Annotated in this window: 16 protein-coding genes, 4 tRNA genes and 1 pseudogene; 5 read left to right on the forward strand and 16 right to left on the reverse strand. The window is 66.5% G+C overall.

Going from position 1 to position 17,875, the window contains the following annotated elements; translation table 11 throughout:
* Positions 1-69: 69 nt before the first annotated feature.
* From rpoB to GDR74_RS11680, 13 genes and pseudogenes are all read right to left on the reverse strand, one after another.
* The gene (rpoB, locus tag GDR74_RS11625; RefSeq protein ID WP_152586466.1) at positions 70-4,200 is read right to left on the reverse strand and encodes a DNA-directed RNA polymerase subunit beta; all 4,131 of its coding nucleotides are present in this window, start codon (positions 4,198-4,200) and stop codon (positions 70-72) included.
* Positions 4,201-4,457: 257 nt separating this feature from the next.
* On the reverse strand, positions 4,458-4,838 hold the full coding sequence (gene rplL, locus GDR74_RS11630) for a 50S ribosomal protein L7/L12 (RefSeq protein ID WP_152586467.1): 381 nt from the start codon (positions 4,836-4,838) through the stop codon (positions 4,458-4,460).
* Positions 4,839-4,889: 51 nt separating this feature from the next.
* On the reverse strand, positions 4,890-5,408 hold the full coding sequence (gene rplJ, locus GDR74_RS11635; protein WP_152586468.1) for a 50S ribosomal protein L10: 519 nt from the start codon (positions 5,406-5,408) through the stop codon (positions 4,890-4,892).
* A gap of 506 nt (positions 5,409-5,914) precedes the next feature.
* Positions 5,915-6,091 carry a hypothetical protein gene (locus GDR74_RS18205; protein ID WP_194164519.1) on the reverse strand — a complete coding sequence of 59 codons (177 nt, stop codon included), beginning with the start codon at positions 6,089-6,091 and terminating at the stop codon, positions 5,915-5,917.
* Positions 6,092-6,184: 93 nt separating this feature from the next.
* Positions 6,185-6,886, reverse strand: a complete 702-nt coding sequence (rplA, locus tag GDR74_RS11640; protein ID WP_152586469.1) for a 50S ribosomal protein L1 — start codon at positions 6,884-6,886, stop codon at positions 6,185-6,187.
* Positions 6,887-6,896: 10 nt separating this feature from the next.
* Positions 6,897-7,325, reverse strand: coding sequence for a 50S ribosomal protein L11 (gene rplK, locus GDR74_RS11645; RefSeq protein WP_152586470.1), 429 nt, complete (start codon positions 7,323-7,325; stop codon positions 6,897-6,899).
* A 214-nt stretch (positions 7,326-7,539) separates the two neighbouring features.
* Positions 7,540-8,073: a transcription termination/antitermination protein NusG gene (nusG, locus tag GDR74_RS11650; RefSeq protein ID WP_152586471.1), complete on the reverse strand. Its 534-nt coding sequence runs from the start codon at positions 8,071-8,073 to the stop codon at positions 7,540-7,542.
* A gap of 12 nt (positions 8,074-8,085) precedes the next feature.
* Positions 8,086-8,286 (reverse strand): preprotein translocase subunit SecE, encoded by a 201-nt coding sequence (gene secE / locus GDR74_RS11655; RefSeq protein ID WP_152586472.1) that lies wholly within the window; start codon positions 8,284-8,286, stop codon positions 8,086-8,088.
* 162 nt (positions 8,287-8,448) lie between these two features.
* Positions 8,449-8,525, reverse strand: a tRNA-Trp gene (locus GDR74_RS11660).
* A gap of 44 nt (positions 8,526-8,569) precedes the next feature.
* Positions 8,570-9,758 (reverse strand): annotated as a pseudogene (gene tuf, locus GDR74_RS11665) (elongation factor Tu).
* A 106-nt stretch (positions 9,759-9,864) separates the two neighbouring features.
* The gene (locus GDR74_RS11670) at positions 9,865-10,371 is read right to left on the reverse strand and encodes a hypothetical protein (RefSeq protein ID WP_152586473.1); all 507 of its coding nucleotides are present in this window, start codon (positions 10,369-10,371) and stop codon (positions 9,865-9,867) included.
* Between the two features lie 83 nt (positions 10,372-10,454).
* Positions 10,455-10,528 (reverse strand) — tRNA-Gly (locus GDR74_RS11675).
* Between the two features lie 18 nt (positions 10,529-10,546).
* Positions 10,547-10,631, reverse strand: a tRNA-Tyr gene (locus GDR74_RS11680).
* Between the two features lie 185 nt (positions 10,632-10,816).
* Between GDR74_RS11680 and GDR74_RS11685 the strand changes: the two genes are divergently transcribed.
* Both GDR74_RS11685 and GDR74_RS11690 read left to right on the forward strand, forming a co-directional pair.
* On the forward strand, positions 10,817-11,641 hold the full coding sequence (locus GDR74_RS11685; RefSeq protein ID WP_152586474.1) for a TrmH family RNA methyltransferase: 825 nt from the start codon (positions 10,817-10,819) through the stop codon (positions 11,639-11,641).
* Between the two features lie 202 nt (positions 11,642-11,843).
* Entirely contained in the window at positions 11,844-13,523 is a 1,680-nt protein-coding gene (locus GDR74_RS11690; protein ID WP_152586475.1) for an MFS transporter, read from the forward strand.
* A gap of 114 nt (positions 13,524-13,637) precedes the next feature.
* Here GDR74_RS11690 and GDR74_RS11695 read toward each other — a convergent pair whose 3' ends face one another.
* Positions 13,638-13,991, reverse strand: a complete 354-nt coding sequence (locus tag GDR74_RS11695) for a hypothetical protein (protein ID WP_152586476.1) — start codon at positions 13,989-13,991, stop codon at positions 13,638-13,640.
* Positions 13,992-14,135: 144 nt separating this feature from the next.
* Here GDR74_RS11695 and GDR74_RS11700 point away from each other — a divergent pair.
* Positions 14,136-14,211, forward strand: a tRNA-Thr gene (locus GDR74_RS11700).
* Positions 14,212-14,337: 126 nt separating this feature from the next.
* Here the strand turns inward: GDR74_RS11700 and GDR74_RS11705 are convergent.
* Positions 14,338-14,847: a DUF4142 domain-containing protein gene (locus GDR74_RS11705; RefSeq protein WP_152586477.1), complete on the reverse strand. Its 510-nt coding sequence runs from the start codon at positions 14,845-14,847 to the stop codon at positions 14,338-14,340.
* Positions 14,848-15,602: 755 nt separating this feature from the next.
* Here GDR74_RS11705 and GDR74_RS11710 point away from each other — a divergent pair.
* Together GDR74_RS11710 and GDR74_RS11715 are read left to right on the forward strand one after the other, a co-directional pair.
* The gene (locus GDR74_RS11710; protein ID WP_152586478.1) at positions 15,603-16,421 is read left to right on the forward strand and encodes a TrmH family RNA methyltransferase; all 819 of its coding nucleotides are present in this window, start codon (positions 15,603-15,605) and stop codon (positions 16,419-16,421) included.
* A gap of 94 nt (positions 16,422-16,515) precedes the next feature.
* Positions 16,516-17,490: an MBL fold metallo-hydrolase gene (locus GDR74_RS11715; RefSeq protein ID WP_152586479.1), complete on the forward strand. Its 975-nt coding sequence runs from the start codon at positions 16,516-16,518 to the stop codon at positions 17,488-17,490.
* Positions 17,491-17,501: 11 nt separating this feature from the next.
* On the opposite strand, the gene cutA is transcribed toward GDR74_RS11715, so the two are convergent.
* Positions 17,502-17,828: a divalent-cation tolerance protein CutA gene (gene cutA / locus GDR74_RS11720; protein WP_152586480.1), complete on the reverse strand. Its 327-nt coding sequence runs from the start codon at positions 17,826-17,828 to the stop codon at positions 17,502-17,504.
* Between the last annotated feature and the right edge of the window lie 47 nt (positions 17,829-17,875).

Consider the following 17,875-nt stretch of genomic DNA (forward strand, 5'->3'; position numbering starts at 1 on the left):
TCTTGGTCTGAAAGGGCTCGCCCTTCCGGATCGAGATCCCCGGGCCGCGCCCGGGGATGACGACGTCAATTACTCGGCCGCCTCGGAGGGAGGCAGTTGTTCGGGTTCGTTCGCAGCCCGCTTGGAGTTGGTGAGCTCCACGTTCAAGCCGAGCGAGCGCATTTCCTTCACGAGAACGTTGAAGCTCTCCGGAATGCCCGACTCGAAGGTGTCGTCGCCGCGCACGATGGCCTCGTAGACCTTGGTGCGGCCGGCCACGTCGTCGGACTTGACCGTGAGCATCTCCTGGAGGGTGTAGGCTGCGCCGTAAGCCTCGAGCGCCCACACCTCCATCTCGCCGAAGCGCTGGCCGCCGAACTGGGCCTTGCCGCCCAGCGGCTGCTGGGTGACGAGGCTGTAGGGGCCGATGGAGCGGGCGTGGATCTTGTCGTCCACGAGGTGGTGCAGCTTCAGCATGTAGATGTAGCCCACCGTCACCTTGCGGTCGAACGGCTCACCGGTCTTGCCGTCGTAGAGCGTGACCTGCCCGGAGGGGTCGAGGCCCGCCTTCTCCAGCATCGCTTCGATGTCCGCCTCCTTCGCGCCGTCGAAGACGGGCGTGGCGAAGGGAACGCCGCGGCGCAGGTTGCGGCCGAGCTCGACCAGCTCCTCGTCGGAGGCGTTCGCGATCTCCGGAATGTTGCCGTAGATCGAGACGAGCTGCTCGCGCAGCGGCTTGGCCTCGCCCGACTTCAGGTAGGCGTCGACCGCCTGCGCGACCTGCTTGCCGAGGCCGGCGGCCGCCCACCCGAGATGGGTCTCGAGGATCTGGCCGACGTTCATGCGGCTCGGCACGCCGAGCGGGTTCAGCACGATGTCCGCATGCGTGCCGTCCTCGAGGAACGGCATGTCCTCGATGGGGACGATGCGCGACACGACGCCCTTGTTGCCGTGGCGGCCGGCCATCTTGTCGCCGGGCTGGATCTTGCGCTTCACGGCCACGAAGACCTTCACCATCTTCATGACGCCGGGCGGGAGCTCGTCGCCGCGCTGCAGCTTCTCGACCTTGTCGAGGAAGCGCTGCTCGAGACGCTTCTTCGACTCGTCGTACTGCTTCTGCATGGCCTCGATCTCGGCCATGCGGGCGTCGTTGTCGACGGCGAACTGCCACCATTGCGACCGCGGATATTCGTTGAGGATCTCGCGGGTGATCTTGGTGTCCTTCTTGAAGCCCTTCGGCCCCGCAACGCCGCTCTGCCCGATCAGGATCTCGGCAAGGCGGGCATAGGTGTTGCGGTCGAGGATCGCCTGCTCGTCGTCCCGGTCCTTGGCGAGACGCTCGATCTCCTCGCGCTCGATGGCCTGGGCGCGCTCGTCCTTGTCGACGCCGTGGCGATTGAAGACGCGCACTTCGACGATGGTGCCGGTCACGCCGGGGGGAACGCGCAGGCTGGTGTCGCGCACGTCGGAGGCCTTCTCGCCGAAGATCGCGCGCAGGAGCTTCTCCTCCGGCGTCATCGGGCTCTCGCCCTTCGGCGTGATCTTGCCGACGAGGATGTCGCCCGCATGGACCTCGGCGCCGATATAGACGATGCCGGCCTCGTCCAGGTTCTTCAGCGCCTCTTCCGAGACGTTCGGAATGTCGCGCGTGATCTCCTCCGGACCCAGCTTGGTGTCGCGGGCCATCACCTCGAACTCTTCGATGTGGATCGAGGTGAAGACGTCGTCCTTCACGATCCGCTCGGAGAGCAGGATGGAGTCCTCGAAGTTGTAGCCGTTCCACGGCATGAACGCGACGAGGACGTTGCGGCCCAGCGCCAGCTCGCCGAGCTCCGTGGAAGGACCGTCGGCGATGATGTCGCCCTTGCGGACGAGGTCGCCGGCCCGCACCAGCGGCTTCTGCGTGATGCAGGTCGACTGGTTGGAGCGCTGGAACTTCTGCAGGCGGTAGATGTCGACGCCCGGACGGGTCGGATCCGTCTCCTCGGTGGCGCGGATCACGATGCGGGTCGCGTCCACCTGGTCGACGATGCCCGTGCGGCGGGCGGCGATGGCCGCGCCGGAGTCGCGGGCGACGACCGCTTCCATGCCGGTGCCCACGAAGGGCGCGTCGGCCTGCACGAGCGGCACGGCCTGGCGCTGCATGTTGGAGCCCATGAGCGCGCGGTTCGCGTCGTCGTTCTCGAGGAACGGGATGAGCGCGGCCGCAACGGACACGAGCTGCTTCGGCGACACTTCCATCAGGTCCACCCGGTCGGGCGACACGACGATGTTGTCGCCGGCGCGGCGGCAGATCACCAGCTCCTCGGTGAGGCGGCCCTCGCCGTCCACGGCGGAGTTGGCCTGGGCGACGTTGTACTTCGCCTCCTCCATGGCCGAGAGGTAGATGACCTCGTCGGTCACCTTGCCGTCACGGACGCGGCGGAACGGCGTCTCGATGAAGCCGTACTTGTTCACGCGGGCGAAGGTCGCCAGCGAGTTGATGAGGCCGATGTTCGGACCTTCCGGCGTCTCGATGGGGCAGATGCGGCCGTAGTGCGTCGGGTGCACGTCGCGAACCTCGAAGCCCGCGCGCTCGCGGGTGAGGCCGCCCGGGCCGAGAGCCGAGAGACGGCGCTTGTGCGTGACCTCGGAGAGCGGATTCGTCTGGTCCATGAACTGCGAGAGCTGCGAGGAGCCGAAGAACTCGCGCACGGCCGCCGCCGCCGGCTTGGCGTTGATCAGGTCCTGCGGCATGACGGTGTCGATGTCGACCGACGACATGCGCTCCTTGATCGCCCGCTCCATGCGGAGCAGTCCGAGCCGGTACTGGTTCTCCATGAGCTCGCCGACCGAGCGCACGCGGCGGTTGCCGAGGTGGTCGATGTCGTCGATCTCGCCCTTGCCGTCGCGCAGGTCCACGAGGGCCTTCGTCACCGCGAGGATGTCCTCGCGGCGCAGGGTCCGGACCGTGTCGTCCGCATCGAGGTCCAGGCGCATGTTCATCTTCACGCGGCCGACCGCCGAAAGGTCGTAGCGCTCGGGATCGAAGAACAGCGAGTTGAACATCGCCTCCGCCGTCTCCAGGATCGGCGGCTCGCCCGGACGCATGACCCGGTAGATGTCGAACAGGGCGTCCTCGCGGGAGGAGTTCTTGTCGATCGCCAGGGTGTTGCGGATGTAGGGACCGACCGTCACGTGGTCGATGTCGAGCACCGGGATCTCGTCGAACCCGGCTTCCTCGAGGTTCTTCAGGAGCTTCTCGGTGATCTCCTCGCCGGCCTCGGCATAGATCTCGCCGGTGCTGGGGTTGACCAGGTCCTCGGCGATGTACTGGCCGTAGAGGTCCTCGTCCGTCGCGCGCAGGGCCTCGAGCCCCTTCTCGGCGAGCTGGCGGGCGGCGCGGGCCGTGAGCTTCTTGCCGGCCTCGAGCACGACCTCGCCGGTCTTGGCGTCGATCAGGTCGACGCTGGCCTTGAAGCCCTTCATGCGCTCGGGATCGAACGGAACGGTCCAGCCGTCCTTGGAACGCTTGTAGATGAGGCGGCTGTAGAAGGTGTTGAGGATCTCCTCGCTGTCGAGGCCGAGGGCATAGAGCAGCGACGTGACCGGAATCTTGCGCTTCCGGTCGATGCGGGCATAGACGATGTCCTTGGCGTCGAACTCGATGTCGAGCCACGAGCCGCGGTAGGGAATGATGCGGGCGGCGAACAGCAGCTTGCCCGACGAGTGGGTCTTGCCCTTGTCGTGGTCGAAGAAGACGCCCGGCGAGCGGTGCATCTGCGAGACGATGACGCGCTCGGTGCCGTTGACGATGAAGGTGCCGTTGTCCGTCATGAGCGGCATGTCGCCCATGTAGACGTCCTGCTCCTTGATGTCCTTCACGGAGCGGGCGCCGGTGTCGGGGTCCACATCGAACACGATGAGGCGCAGCGTCACCTTGAGGGGCGCGGCGAAGGTCATGCCGCGCTGGCGGCACTCGTCCACGTCGTATTTCGGCGGCTCGAAGGTGTACTTGACGAACTCGAGCAGGGCCGTGTTCGAGAAGTCCGAGATCGGGAAAACCGACTTGAAGACGGCTTGCAGCCCCTCTTCCGGCCGCCCACCCTTCGGTTCGTCGACCATCAGGAACTGGTCGTAGGACGCCTTCTGAACCTCGATCAGGTTCGGCATCTCCGCCACTTCTCTGATTTTTCCGAAGAACTTGCGAATGCGCTTCCGGCCGATCAGTGTGTTGGCCATCTGGACCTCGTTCCTCATCTACAGCTGATCCAGCCCCCGCCGCCCGGAGGCTGGATCAGCCGCCCGGCGGCAGGAAGCCGCCGGAAAGACCACAGATTCGGAGCCCTTGGGCCCCGGGACTCTCCGCGAGGAACCGGCATCGGGAACACCGGACCTCTTGGACGACACAACGGCCCCAAGCAAAAATGCCTGGGACCGCTTGTTTCTCGAACCCCGGCAGGGATGCCGGGGAACCTCGCGACCCGAAGGCCGCAAGATTACTTGAGCTCGACCTTGGCGCCGACCTTCTCGAGGGTCGCCTTGATCTTCTCGGCCTCGTCCTTGGCAACGCCTTCCTTGACGGTCTTCGGCGCGCCCTCGACGAGGTCCTTGGCTTCCTTGAGGCCGAGGCCGGTGATGCCGCGGACTTCCTTGATCACTTCGATCTTCTTGTCGCCGGCGGAGGCGAGGACGACCGTGAACTCGGTCTTCTCCTCGGCGGGAGCGGCGGCAGCGCCACCGGCGCCCGGAGCGGCGGCGACGGCCACGGCGGCCGCGGCGGAAACGCCCCACTTCTCCTCGAGCATCTTCGCGAGCTCAGCGGCTTCAAGAACGGTCAGCGACGACAGATCGTCGACGAGCTTGGCAAGATCAGCCATAGTTTCAGTCCTTAGGTTCGGTTCGAACGGTTGATGGTTGAGGTTACGGCCTCACGCCGCTTCGCCTGTCTTGGCATAGGCCCCGAAAACGCGGGCGAGCTTCGCCGCCGGCGCGTTGGCGAGCTGAGCGACCTTCGTAGCCGGAGCCTGGATGAGGCCGACCAGCTTGGCGCGCAGTTCGTCGAGGGACGGGAGGGTGGCAAGCGCCTTCACTCCGTCCACGTTCAGGGCGGTCGCGCCCATTGCGCCGCCAAGGATCACGAGCTTGTCGTTGGCCTTGGCGAAATCGACAGCGACCTTGGGCGCCGCGACCGGATCGCTCGAATAGGCGATCAGGGTCGGGCCTTTCATGAGGCCCGAGATGGACGCGACGTCCGTGCCTTCGAGAGCGATCTTGGCGAGGCGGTTCTTCGCGACCTTCACGGTGGCGCCGGCCTGCTTCATCTGCGTGCGCAGCTTCTGCATCTCGGCGACCGTAAGGCCAGCATAGTGGGCCACGACGACGACGCCCGTGTTGCTGAACACGTCGTTGAGCGTCGAGACGAGCTCGCGTTTTGCTGCTCTGTCCACTGGGCTCTCTCCGGTTGGCGGAAATCTCCGCCGGTTGCACCTGTCGCTCTTGGGCGCCTCGGCCTGGGCCGCAGGCGCCGTCGAACGACGCTCTCGCAAGCCCTGTCCCCCAGCCCGCACCCCGAGGGGAGCGCACCAGGCGAGATGGTTCGAACCGAACGGCCCGGCTCGCGTTGACGAGCCGAAATTCGGCTTCCCCGTCTATGCAGGCCCTCGCGAATTAAGCCGGGCTTGCCGGCACCTGCAGTCTCGGACAGGACATAGCCGGATCGCGCCAAAGGGAAACCTTTGGCCCGCCGGCCTGTCACCGCCCCTTGCGGGGCGGATTTCACAGCCGAAAGCTCAACCTTGCAGCCGAGCCTTGGCATATTTCTGAAGATTCAACGCGTCTCCTTAAACCCTTTTCCCTGGCCTGCCAAGGGGGGGGCGGACGATTTCCGAAGGCTCCCAGGTGCCGTTCGACGTTACGTCATCAAGCTCCGGAACGGCCGCAGGGCGCGGAAAATTCAGGGATGCCGCGGATCGTCGCGGACGGAAGCCTGGATCCGGCGCTTGCCGCCGTCTCGCCCGGAGTTCGCCTCGTCGTGCAGCCTCCCGAAGGTCAGCCGTCCCGTCAGGACGCAGTGGATCACGGCCGGCTTGTGGAGGAAACTCCCGATCGCCAGGGCGACGCAGAGGGGCACGCCCAGGCCCGGCTGCCCAACAATATGGAACTTGGCTGCGGAAACAAAAAGGCCCGGATCGCTCCGGGCCTTTTCCGACGTCTTGCGAGGCGCTTAGGCGCCGATCACCGAGGAGGGATCGACCTTCACGCCGGGTCCCATCGTCGAGGAGATGGCGACGCGCTGGATGTAGGTGCCCTTGGCGCCGGCAGGCTTCGCCTTGGCGACGGCATCGGCGAAGGCCTTGATGTTCTCGACGAGCTTGTCCGCATCGAAGGAGGCCTTGCCCACGCCGGCGTGCACGATGCCGGCCTTCTCGACGCGGAACTCGACCGCGCCGCCCTTGGCGGCCTCGACGGCGCCCTTCACGTCCATGGTGACGGTACCGACCTTCGGGTTCGGCATCAGGCCGCGCGGGCCGAGCACCTTACCGAGACGGCCGACCAGCGGCATCATGTCCGGGGTGGCGATGCAGCGGTCGAAGTCGATCGTGCCGCCGTTGACGGTCTCGAAGAGATCCTCGGCGCCGACCACGTCCGCGCCCGCCGCCTTGGCCTCGTCGGCCTTGGCGCCACGGGCGAAGACCGCGACCCGGACCGTCCGGCCGGAGCCGTTCGGCAGGTTGCAGACGCCGCGGACCATCTGGTCCGCATGGCGGGGATCCACGCCGAGATTCATCGAGATCTCGATGGTCTCGTCGAACTTGGCGTTGGCGCGTTCCTTGACGAGCTTCACCGCGTCCTGGATGCCGTAGAGCTTGGAGGCATCGATGCCCTCGCGGGCGTTGCGGATGCGCTTACCCTCTTTCACAGCCATCGTGCCCTCCTTACGCCACTTCCAGGCCCATCGAGCGGGCGGAGCCCTCGATCATGGCCATGGCGGAATCAACGGTGTCGCAGTTGAGATCGACCATCTTCTTCTCGGCGATCTCGCGGATCTGGGCGCGCGTCACCGTGCCGGCCTTGCCGCCCTTGCCCGGGGTCTGGGACCCCTTCTCGATCTTGGCCGCCTTCTTCAGGAAGTAGGAGACCGGAGGCTGCTTCATCTCGAAGGTGAAGGAGCGATCCTGATACGCGGTGATGATCACCGGGATCGGCATGCCCTTCTCCATCTGCGAGGTCTTCGCGTTGAAGGCCTTGCAGAACTCCATGATGTTGAGGCCGCGCTGACCCAGCGCCGGACCGATGGGCGGCGACGGGTTGGCCGCGCCGGCGGGCACCTGAAGCTTGATGTAGCCCGCGATTTTCTTAGCCATAGGACTGCTCTCCAATGGACCAGCCGCCCGGAGCCGACCGGACGGGATGGTGGTTGCAGGTCGCGGTTCGGACCGTCGCCCCCGGCTGGCGACCGGGCGGACCTCCCGCGGATGAACGGCCCCTCAGGGCCGAAAGGCGACGCCGGCTCCGGAAAGGCCCCGGCCGGGCTCCATGCGCCCGGCCGCGGACCGCCCGGAAGGGCCGCCCGACGGATCAGATCTTCTCGACCTGGCCGTATTCGAGTTCGACCGGCGTGGCGCGGCCGAAGATGGACACCGCCACCTTGAGGCGGGCCCGGGCATGGTCGACCTCCTCGACCACGCCGTTGAAGGAGGCGAAGGGACCGTCGGAAACGCGGACCTGCTCGCCCACCTCGAAGCTGACGGAAGGCTTGGGATGGTCGACGCCCTCGGCGACCTGCCCCTTGATCCGCTCCGCCTCCCGGTCCGGAATCGGAACCGGCTTGGACTTGTCGGCCCCCAGGAAGCCGGTGACCTTCGGCGTGTTCTTGATGAGGTGGTAGACCTCGTCCGTCAGGTCGCACTTCACCAGCACGTAGCCCGGGAAGAACTTGCGCTCGGTATCGACCTTGCGGCCCCGGCGCACCTCGACGACCTTCTCGGTCGGCACCAGCACCTCGTCGAACTTGTCCTCGAGGCCGCGCTGGGCAGCCTGATCCTTGATCGACTGGGCGACCTTGTTCTCGAAATTCGAATAAGCGTGGACGATGTACCAACGCTTCGCCATCGCAGCCACCTCTTAACCGCCGAACCCGAGGAGGACGGTCCGGACCATCCACCCCATAGCCTGATCCGCCACAAAGAAGAACAGGCAGGCGACCAGGACCATCACGAAGACCATCGCGGTCGTGATCATGGTCTCCTTGCGGGTCGGCCAGGTCACCTTGGCGGCTTCCGAGCGCACCTGCTGTAGAAAATCGAACGGGTTCGTCTTTGCCATTTCGCCTGTGCCCACAGGCTCCTGGAGCGGCTGCGGGTCCTCTGGAGGGCACGATTCGGCCCAAAGTGAAGGGGCGCGAAGCCGCTCTGTCGAGCTTCGCGCCACCCTCGAAACCATCATCGGGGCGCTCTGTAACGCAAAACGCCCCCTTTGTCGATCCGCTGGCAGGAGTGGAGGGACTCGAACCCCCAACCCCCGGTTTTGGAGACCGGTGCTCTAGCCGATTGAGCTACACTCCTCCGGCGGACCACGGGTGGCGGCGATCCGCCACCCGGAACGCGAATTAATCCATGACCTGGGCGACGACGCCGGCGCCGACGGTGCGGCCGCCCTCGCGGATCGCAAAGCGCAGCTTCTCCTCCATCGCGATCGGAGCGATCAGCTCCACTTCCATCGCGATGTTGTCGCCCGGCATCACCATCTCCGTGCCCTCGGGCAGCTTCACAACGCCCGTCACGTCCGTCGTCCGGAAGTAGAACTGCGGACGGTAGTTGGTGAAGAACGGCGTATGGCGGCCGCCCTCCTCCTTCGTCAGGATGTACGCCTCGGCCTTGAACTTCGTGTGCGGCTTGATCGAGCCGGGCTTGCACAGCACCTGGCCGCGCTCCACGTCCTCGCGCTTCGTGCCGCGCAGCAGGACGCCCACGTTGTCGCCCGCCTGACCCTGGTCGAGCAGCTTGCGGAACATCTCCACGCCCGTCACCGTCGTCTTCTGCGTGTCGCGAAGACCCACGATCTCCACTTCCTCGCCGACCTTGATGATCCCGCGCTCCACGCGGCCCGTCACCACCGTGCCGCGGCCCGAAATCGAGAACACGTCCTCGATCGGCATCAGGAACGGCTGGTCCACAGGACGCTCAGGCTGCGGAATGTAGCGGTCGACCTCCGCCATCAGCTTCAGAACCGCGTCGCGCCCGATCTCGGCTGACGGTCCTCCAGCGCGCACAGCGCCGAGCCCTTCACGATCGGGATGTCGTCCCCGGGGAAGTCGTACTTCGACAGAAGCTCGCGCACCTCAAGCTCGACAAGGTCGAGAAGCTCGGGGTCGTCCACCATGTCGACCTTGTTCATGAACACCACCAGCGCCGGAACGCCCACCTGCCGCGCCAGCAGGATGTGCTCGCGCGTCTGCGGCATCGGACCGTCCGCCGCCGACACCACCAGGATCGCGCCGTCCATCTGCGCCGCGCCCGTGATCATGTTCTTCACGTAGTCCGCGTGCCGGGGCAGTCCACGTGCGCATAGTGCCGGTTCTGCGTCTCGTACTCCACGTGCGCCGTCGAGATCGTGATGCCGCGCGCCTTCTCCTCCGGCGCCTTGTCGATCTGGTCGTAGGCCGTGAACGTCGCCCCGCCCGTCTCGGCCAGAACCTTCGTGATCGCCGCCGTCAGAGACGTCTTGCCATGGTCAACGTGACCAATCGTCCCAATGTTGCAGTGCGGCTTCGTCCGCTCAAACTTTTCCTTCGCCATTGATCTCTACCTTACCGAGGCCAGGAACAAAATTCTCAGGGCGTCCCGATATTGCGGTTGCGCTAAATGCGCAAGAGCCAATTTCGATATGCCGTTAGATAATCCCTCAACAGCGCGGAGCCAATGTCCGGGCGGTCGATGGCCGGGCGACCCCGGTGAGGAGCCCTCCGATCGGCCGCCGGCTCGCCCACGGCCCTTCGTACCGCAGGACCGGCCGCCCGGTCGCCTTGTCCACGAGGTCGATCTCCGCCTTGAGCTTGGCGTCGCTGTCGACGAACGCCCGGCGGGCGGCCGACGGGACGTCGAAGGCCTTCAGCCGGACCACGGCCGCCAGCGGGCGCCTGCCCATGAAGATCGGGCCGATCAGGGCGGCGAAATCCGCCCTCAGCCGGGCGTCGAGGGCGGCCCGGAAGTGGCCGACCAGCTCCGAGAAGCGGTTGGCCGGCCCGGTCTGGATCCGGTCGACCGTTTCCGAATCGAGCGCATGGGTCCGGAGGTACGCCTCCTCCTCGCCGGGCCAGGAGCGGATGACCTCCACGCCCTCCACGGTCACCTCGGCGATCCTGTACTGCCGGAAGTCGTCCACGGCCAGGCCGTGCGGCGGAACGGTCATGCATCCGGCCTCGCTAACGCACCCGCCCGGCCGCGGCAACGGGACCAAAGCCTGTCTTAGAGAGGGAGGAGCCGGGGAGAAGGTGGAGCGGGTGAGGGGAATCGAACCCCCGTATTCAGCTTGGAAGGCTGCTGCTCTACCATTGAGCTACACCCGCGACCGACGGAGGTTTGGGTGGTGGGGGAAGTAGGACTCGAACCTACGAAGGCATAGCCAGCGGATTTACAGTCCGCCCCCTTTGCCGCTCGGGACATTCCCCCATTCTGCCCAACCAGAACGCAACGCGTTTTGGCCGTTCGACGGAAGCCCCGGCAGGGCGTCCGTGGGCGCTCTTATGGTGACCCGAGGGGCCGGTGTCAACAGCAAAGCGCATTTCTCCCGCGCCCGGTCGTGCCATCCGGAGTCCTGTGGTATGTGCCGGGCTCCACCGGACAGATCGAGCACCATGAGCGACCGCCCCTCCCCCTCCCGCAAGCCCCGCTTCCAGCGTCCCGCAGGAAAGGGCGGACGCCGCGACCACGGACCCCGCCGCACCTTCGGCGACCCGGAAACCGTCGTCCTCTACGGCTGGCACCCGGTCGTGGAGGCCCTGCGCAACGGCAGGCGCACGATTCGCCGCCTGCTCGCCACCGAGAATTCGGCCCGCCGGCTCCAGGAGGAGCTGGGCGCTCCCCTGCCCGTCGAGCCCGAGATCGTCCGCCCCGACGAGATCAACCGTCTCGTCGAGGCGGATGCGGTGCACCAGGGACTCTACATGGAGGCCTCGCCCCTGCCTTCGCCGAGCGTGGATACCCTGAGCGGCAGGGGCGTCGTCCTCGCCCTCGACCAGATCACCGACCCGCACAACGTGGGCGCCATCGTGCGCACGGCCGCCGCCTTCGGCGTCGAGGCCATCATCACCACGGCCCGGCACAGCCCGGCCGCCACGGGCGTCCTGGCGAAGTCCGCCTCCGGGGGCCTCGAGCACGTGCCCTTCATGGTCGTCAGGAACCTGGCGGACACCCTGATCGCCCTCGGCGAGCGGGGCTTCCAGCGGGTCGGGCTCGATTCGACCGGCGAGCGGCGCCTCGACGAGATGGCGCTCCGGGAGCCGGTCGTGCTGGTCCTCGGCTCGGAGGGAAAGGGCCTGCGCCAGCGGACACGGGAATGCTGCGACGCCATCGGCCGGCTCGACATGCCGGGCGCCATCAAGAGCCTGAACGTCTCCAATGCCGCGGCGATCTCGCTTTTCGCGGTGACGAGGGCCGTCGCGTCGGCGGCCAAGGCCTGAGGAACCATTCCTCAACCCCGTGAAACAATTCGTGAAATTCAACGCCGGCCCTTCGGCTTAGACGGAAGTCGAAACTACCAATTGGGAATTGTGGCGGCCCGCGCCGCAGTTAGCCTTCCATCCTGTGCGATTCCGGCGCCAAGGGCACCGGGAGCCAAAGACCCGGTCCACCGGGCGTCTTCACATCTTGGAAGGAAACGCTATGGCAACTGCAGCAACGACGCCGAGGTCGGACTCCGACGTCCGACCTATGAGCCGTGAGGAGAGGAAGGTCATCGTCGCCTCCTCGGCCGGCACGGTCTTTGAGTGGTACGATTTCTACCTCGCCGGTTCGCTCGCGGCGAACATCAGCCAGAACTTCGTCCCGGGCACCAACGACACGGCCAAGTTCATCTTCGTGCTGTTCGGCTTCGCCGCCGGCTTCGCCGTGCGCCCGTTCGGCGCCCTGGTGTTCGGCCGCCTGGGCGACATGATCGGCCGCAAGTACACCTTCCTCGTCACCATGACGATCATGGGTCTCGCGACCTTCCTGGTCGGCCTGCTGCCGGGATACGAGACGATCGGCTACCTCGCGCCGACGGTCTTCATCATCTGCCGCCTCCTGCAGGGCCTGGCGCTCGGCGGCGAGTACGGCGGTGCGGCGACCTACGTGGCGGAGCATGCCCCCCACGGGCGGCGCGGCTTCTACACGTCGTGGATCCAGACCACCGCGACGGTGGGCCTGTTCCTCTCGCTGATCGTGATCCTGACGCTGCGCCTGACCATGTCGCCCGAGGCCTTCGCGGCCTACGGCTGGCGCATCCCGTTCCTGCTCTCCATCATCCTGCTGGGCTTCTCGGTCTGGATCCGCCTGCAACTCGCCGAGTCGCCGGCCTTCCAGAAGATGAAGGAGGAAGGCACCCAGTCCAAGGCGCCGCTCACCGAGGCCTTCGGCCGCTGGGAGAACGCCAAGGTCGCCATCATCGCCCTCCTGGGCGGCACGGCAGGACAGGCGGTCGTCTGGTACACCGGCCAGTTCTACGCCCTCTTCTTCCTGACCCAGACCCTGAAGATCGACGGCACCACCGCCAACCTGATGATCGCCTTCGCGCTCCTCATCGGCACGCCGTTCTTCATCTTCTTCGGCTGGCTGTCGGACAAGGTGGGCCGCAAGCCGATCCTTCTCCTCGGCTGCCTCATCGCCGCGATCACCTACTTCCCGCTCTTCTCCTCGCTGGCCAAGACGGTCAATCCGAAGCTGGTCGAGGCGACGAACCAAGTGAAGGTCGAGATCGCTGCCGACCCGGCGAAGTGCAGCTTCCTGTTCGACCCGGTGGGCGTGCGCGTCTTCACCGAGCCGTGCGATGTGGTTCGCCGCACCCTGGCCAACAACTCGATCCACTACGAGCTGGTCAAGGCACCGGCGGGCGCCCCGATGACCGCCAAGGTCAACGGCACCGAGGTTCCGGTGACCGACAAGACCGGCGCGGCCCTGGTGGCGGCCGCCCAGGCGGCGGGCTATCCCAAGGCCGGCGATCCGTCGATCCTGAAGACCCCGTCCGTCGGCGGCGTGCTCTCCGACGCGCGGGCCCTGACGGCCATCGGCATCCTGTTCATCCTGGTCATCTACGTGACCATGGTCTACGGCCCGATCGCCGCCATGCTTGTGGAACTGTTCCCGACCCGCATCCGGTACTCCGGCATGTCGCTGCCGTACCACATCGGCAACGGCTGGTTCGGCGGCTTCCTGCCCCCGACCGCCTTCGCCATCGTGGCGGCCTCGGGCAACATCTTCTCGGGCCTCTGGTATCCCATCATCATCGCCCTCATGACCTTCGTCATCGGCCTCCTGTTCGTGCCGGAGACGAAGAACCGGGATATCTTCACCTACGAGAACGAGTGAGCCGCGGCTCAGGCCTCGAAAGAAGGAAAGCCCCGCTTCGGCGGGGCTTTTTCATGGGACGGGCATGGAAGACGGACATGGAACTTGGTCTGTGCGCTCTGCGGCGCCGGCGGCTCAGTAGCAGGTGGTGACGGGACGGACCATCCACCCTTCGCCCTCCACCCAGAGCTTCATGCGCGAGCGATTGCAGTTCGGCCTGTCGGCGGCCCCGATGGAACCCGTGACCTCCGGATCCTTGGCTGCGAGAGTGGCGGCCGTCCTCTGCCCGGATTTTTCCGCGAGCTTCGCATCGCCCTTCGAGTCATGGCGGGCCACGCCTTGGGCGGACGGGTGTGACGCGTTATGGGATGCCTGGGCAGGCAGGATCGGGAAGGAAAGTCCCGCCGCGACCGCGGCCATGGCGATCACGTTCCTCTTCGCCGCCTCGGAGAAGAATCTCGGGGCCATAGGAGGCTTGACAACGGGCATGGGATTGAACTCCTTGGAATCGATTGGGAGGACAATTCCACACCGGGCCGATGGTTTCGGTGTCGCGGGGCACATTATTTTTCGTGCCGAAGGGAACTTGCGCCCTCATTCCGGCACTGCTACCTCATCCGCCATGCCCAGGACGCCGGTTTAGCTCAGCTGGTAGAGCAACCGCCTTGTAAGCGGTAGGTCGGGGGTTCAAGTCCCTCAACCGGCACCACTTTCTCGGAGGCCGTGACATCGCCCGGCCGGGCAGCGCCCCGCGTCTCGGAGCTCATCCGGACATACGACCCCATCCCGCCCGCGGTCCGACGGGCGGTCTCTCCCCGTCACGCCGAAACCTCCCTCAGCGGGCCGCCTTTACCTGGCGCTCCAGGGACTGCGCCGTCTCGAGATGCTTCTGAAGGGTCGGCAGGGTCGCCTTGGCGTAGTCGCTGATCGCCCCGTCCGACCGCTTCGCCTCCTTCTGGTATTCGCCGATCTCCTTCTTGTGATCGGCGACCATGTGGGCGACGAACTGACGGTCGAAGGCGGCGCCGCTGAGCTTGGACATGCGGTCGTAGGTCGCCTTCTGCTCCTTGTTGGGCTCCGTCGGAGGCGTGACCTGGGCGGCCGTCGCCGCGGCACTGGCCTGATCCTTGGCGGCGGAATGATCCTGGACGAGCATCTGTCCGAAGGATTTCACGCCGTCGCTGGCACCCTTCTGCTGGGCCAACTGGCCCATGGCGATCTCGGCCATGTTCCCCTGGATCGCCTTCACGATGAACTGCCGGCCGGGATCGTCCTTGGCCGAGACGCCGAGGGGGGCAAGAGCGATAAGGGCGACGAGACCGGCTTTCGCGAACATGTTCGCCATGGGTCATCTCCTCCGGATCGGTGCCGCGCACCGCTGTTGAACGGAAGAGAACAGCCCAAGGGAAGAGCCGGTTCCTTCGAACGGCCACACCGAAGGTGCCTCGACAATCCTCGCCGCCCCCGCGAGCGGGCTTCCAAGGCCTGCCGAGGGCAGAAGGTTTATCGGTTCAGCGCCGACGGTTAAGAGACATCATTCATACGGATTATACCAGCGCCGCTCCCGCGGTGCGTAATACCGCCTGCGTTCGTTCTCCGGGCTATACCATTCTCCGGTCCGGGGATCCTGACGAAGGTCGCGCTGCGTCCAGGCCGGACATCCCTGAGGAGGGCAGCGCCCGCCATAGACCCGATCGCCCACGATGCGCCGGTGCGGCATTCCACTATGCCACGCCTTGTGAAGAATGGCGCCGTCCGCAGATTGGGTGGAGGAGAGTTCTTTCACGGGAACAGCCATTGCAGCGGCCCCGCCTGCCGAGAGGACGATGCTCGCGAGCGCCACGAGTGCACCTGCCGGCCATTTCATGCCATGGATCATTGTTCGTCTCCAGATCGGGCCTTCCTTCGAAAGCCTGGTCGTTCTTGCATAACGTATCTTAAAATCCCATGAACGATATTTCGTGATAAGAGTTCCCCGCCTCCAACGACGGCAGGGCTGGACCGCACGCCCCGCACGAATGGTCCATTGGAGAAAGCCGTTGTTCCCGGTCGCCCTTGGCGGCATAGGCAGGACCGAACGCCTCAAGCCGCAGGAAAGCCATGGTTCAGCCGGTCGCCGTCACCGATCCCGAGGATCCCCGCATCGAGCCCTACCGTGCCGTGCGGGAGCGCGACCTGGTCGGGCGGGAGCATCGCTTCGTGGCCGAGGGCGAGGTCGTCCTGCGGGTCCTGCTGCGGCAGGAGAGATTCGCCGTGGAGTCGCTGCTGCTGGCGGAGAACAGGCTGGAGGGCCTGAGCGACTGCCTCGCGGCTCTCCCCTCCCACGTCCCCGTCTACACCGCCGGCCGGGCGGTGATGGACGCCATCGTCGGCTTTCCCATTCACAGGGGCATTCTGGCCATTGCCCGACGGGAGCCCCTGCCCTCCCCGGACGACCTCCTGTCCGGGCTGCCGGAGGATGCCCTCGTCCTCGGCCTGATCGGCCTCGCCAACCACGACAATGTGGGCGGCATCTTCCGCAACGCCGCCGCCTTCGGGGCCGATGCGGTGCTTCTCGACGACGCCACCTGCGACCCTCTCTACCGCAAGGCGATCCGGGTCTCGGTGGGCGGCGCCCTGCTCGTGCCCTTCACCCGCGCCGGGACGGGGCAGGCCCTGGTGGAAGCCCTGCGGCGGGCAGGGTTCGAGATCCTGGCCCTGTCGCCGTCCGGGAGGGAGCCGCTCGGCCAGGTCCGTCGCCGGGGCCGGACGGCGCTGCTCCTCGGCGCGGAGGGGCCGGGGCTCCCGGCTTCGGTGCTCGCCGAGACGCGCACCGTCACGATTCCCATGAGCGGAGGCTTCGACTCGCTCAACGTGGCGACCACGAGCGGCATCGCCCTCTACGAGCTCACCCGGCGGGAATCGGCGGATTCATGTTGAGGGAGCGCCCCGCTCGCCGATTCGTGAAAGGCCAAGCTCTTGCCTGGGAACGGCGCGATTCTAGCCTTGCAGCCCGAACCCCGGAGGCCCTTTCATGACCCTGACCCGCCGCGCCCTTCTCGCCAGCACCGCCATTCCCGTCGCCGGCCCTGCCCTCGCCCAGTCGAACCCCATGCCGAACGTCCCCTCTCCCGGTTCCGCCCAGGCTCCCGGCTTCTATCGCTACAAGGTCGGCGATGTCGAGGTGACGGCGATCAACGACGGCTTCGCGTACCGCCCGCTCGAGGGCTTCGTGAGCAACGCGAATCTGTCCGACGTGCAGCAGGCGATGCGGGAGGCCTTCCTGCCGGCGGACCGGCTGCCGATCGCCTTCACGACTCTCGTCCTGCGCCAGAACGGCCGCGTGGTCCTCATCGACACGGGCAACGGCGACATGGGCGCGCCGACCTCCGGCACCTGGATGGCGAATTTCCGCGCCGCCGGCTTCGACCCCGCCCAGGTGAACGCCGTCGTCATCAGCCATTTCCACGGCGACCACATCAACGGCCTTCGTCTGAAGGCCGGCACGGCGGTCTTCCCGAAGGCCGAGATCATGGTGCCGGCCCAGGAATGGGACTTCTGGATGGACGAGGGCCGCATGAGCCGCGCGCCCGAGGGGGCGAAAGGCGCCTTCCAGAACGTGCACCGGGTCTTCGACCCCATCGCGAAGGATGTGACGCGCTACGAAGCCGGGAAGGAACTCGTGCCGGGCCTGGTCACCGTCTCCACCCCGGGCCACACCCCCGGCCACATGTCCTTCGCGCTGAGTTCAGGCTCCGGAAAGCTCATCGTCATGTCGGACGTGACGAACCATCCCGCGCTCTTCGTCCGCAATCCCGACTGGTCCGCCGTGTTCGACATGGACGCGGACCAGGCCCGGCAGACCCGCCGCAGGATGCTGGACATGGCGGCGTCCGAGCGCGCGCAGGTGGCGTTCTACCATGCGCCCTTCCCGGCCACCGGGCATATCGCGAAGGAGGGCAACGGCTATCGCCTCGTGCCCGTGCAGTGGAGCGCCGCCATCCTCTGAGCGGTTCCGGCCTATCGCCCGCGCGCCGTTTCGCCCGCGAGCCATGCCAGGGTCCCCGCATCGGCGCCGCTGGGCTCGATGAAGAGGATCACCGGCGTCTCGTAGGGATGGCGCTGCTTGAGGGCCTGCAGGACCTCCTCCTGCAGGCCCTTGCGCGTCTTGAGGATGCCGACCGCCTCCTCGCCCCGCCCGACCGCGCCCTTCCAGGCATAGACCGACCGCATTCCCGGCAGCACGTTGATGCAGGCGATGAGCTTCTCGCGCACGAGCTCCTCGCCGATCCCGAGGGCGGTGTCCACATCGGGAAAGGTCGTATAGACGAGAAGTGGGTCCTCCATGCTATGCCTGTCCTCCGCATTCGTGCCGGCGCGAGGAGGGTATCCGG

This window comes from Microvirga thermotolerans (genome assembly GCF_009363855.1).
GTDB classification, from domain to species: Bacteria; Pseudomonadota; Alphaproteobacteria; order Rhizobiales; family Beijerinckiaceae; genus Microvirga; species Microvirga thermotolerans.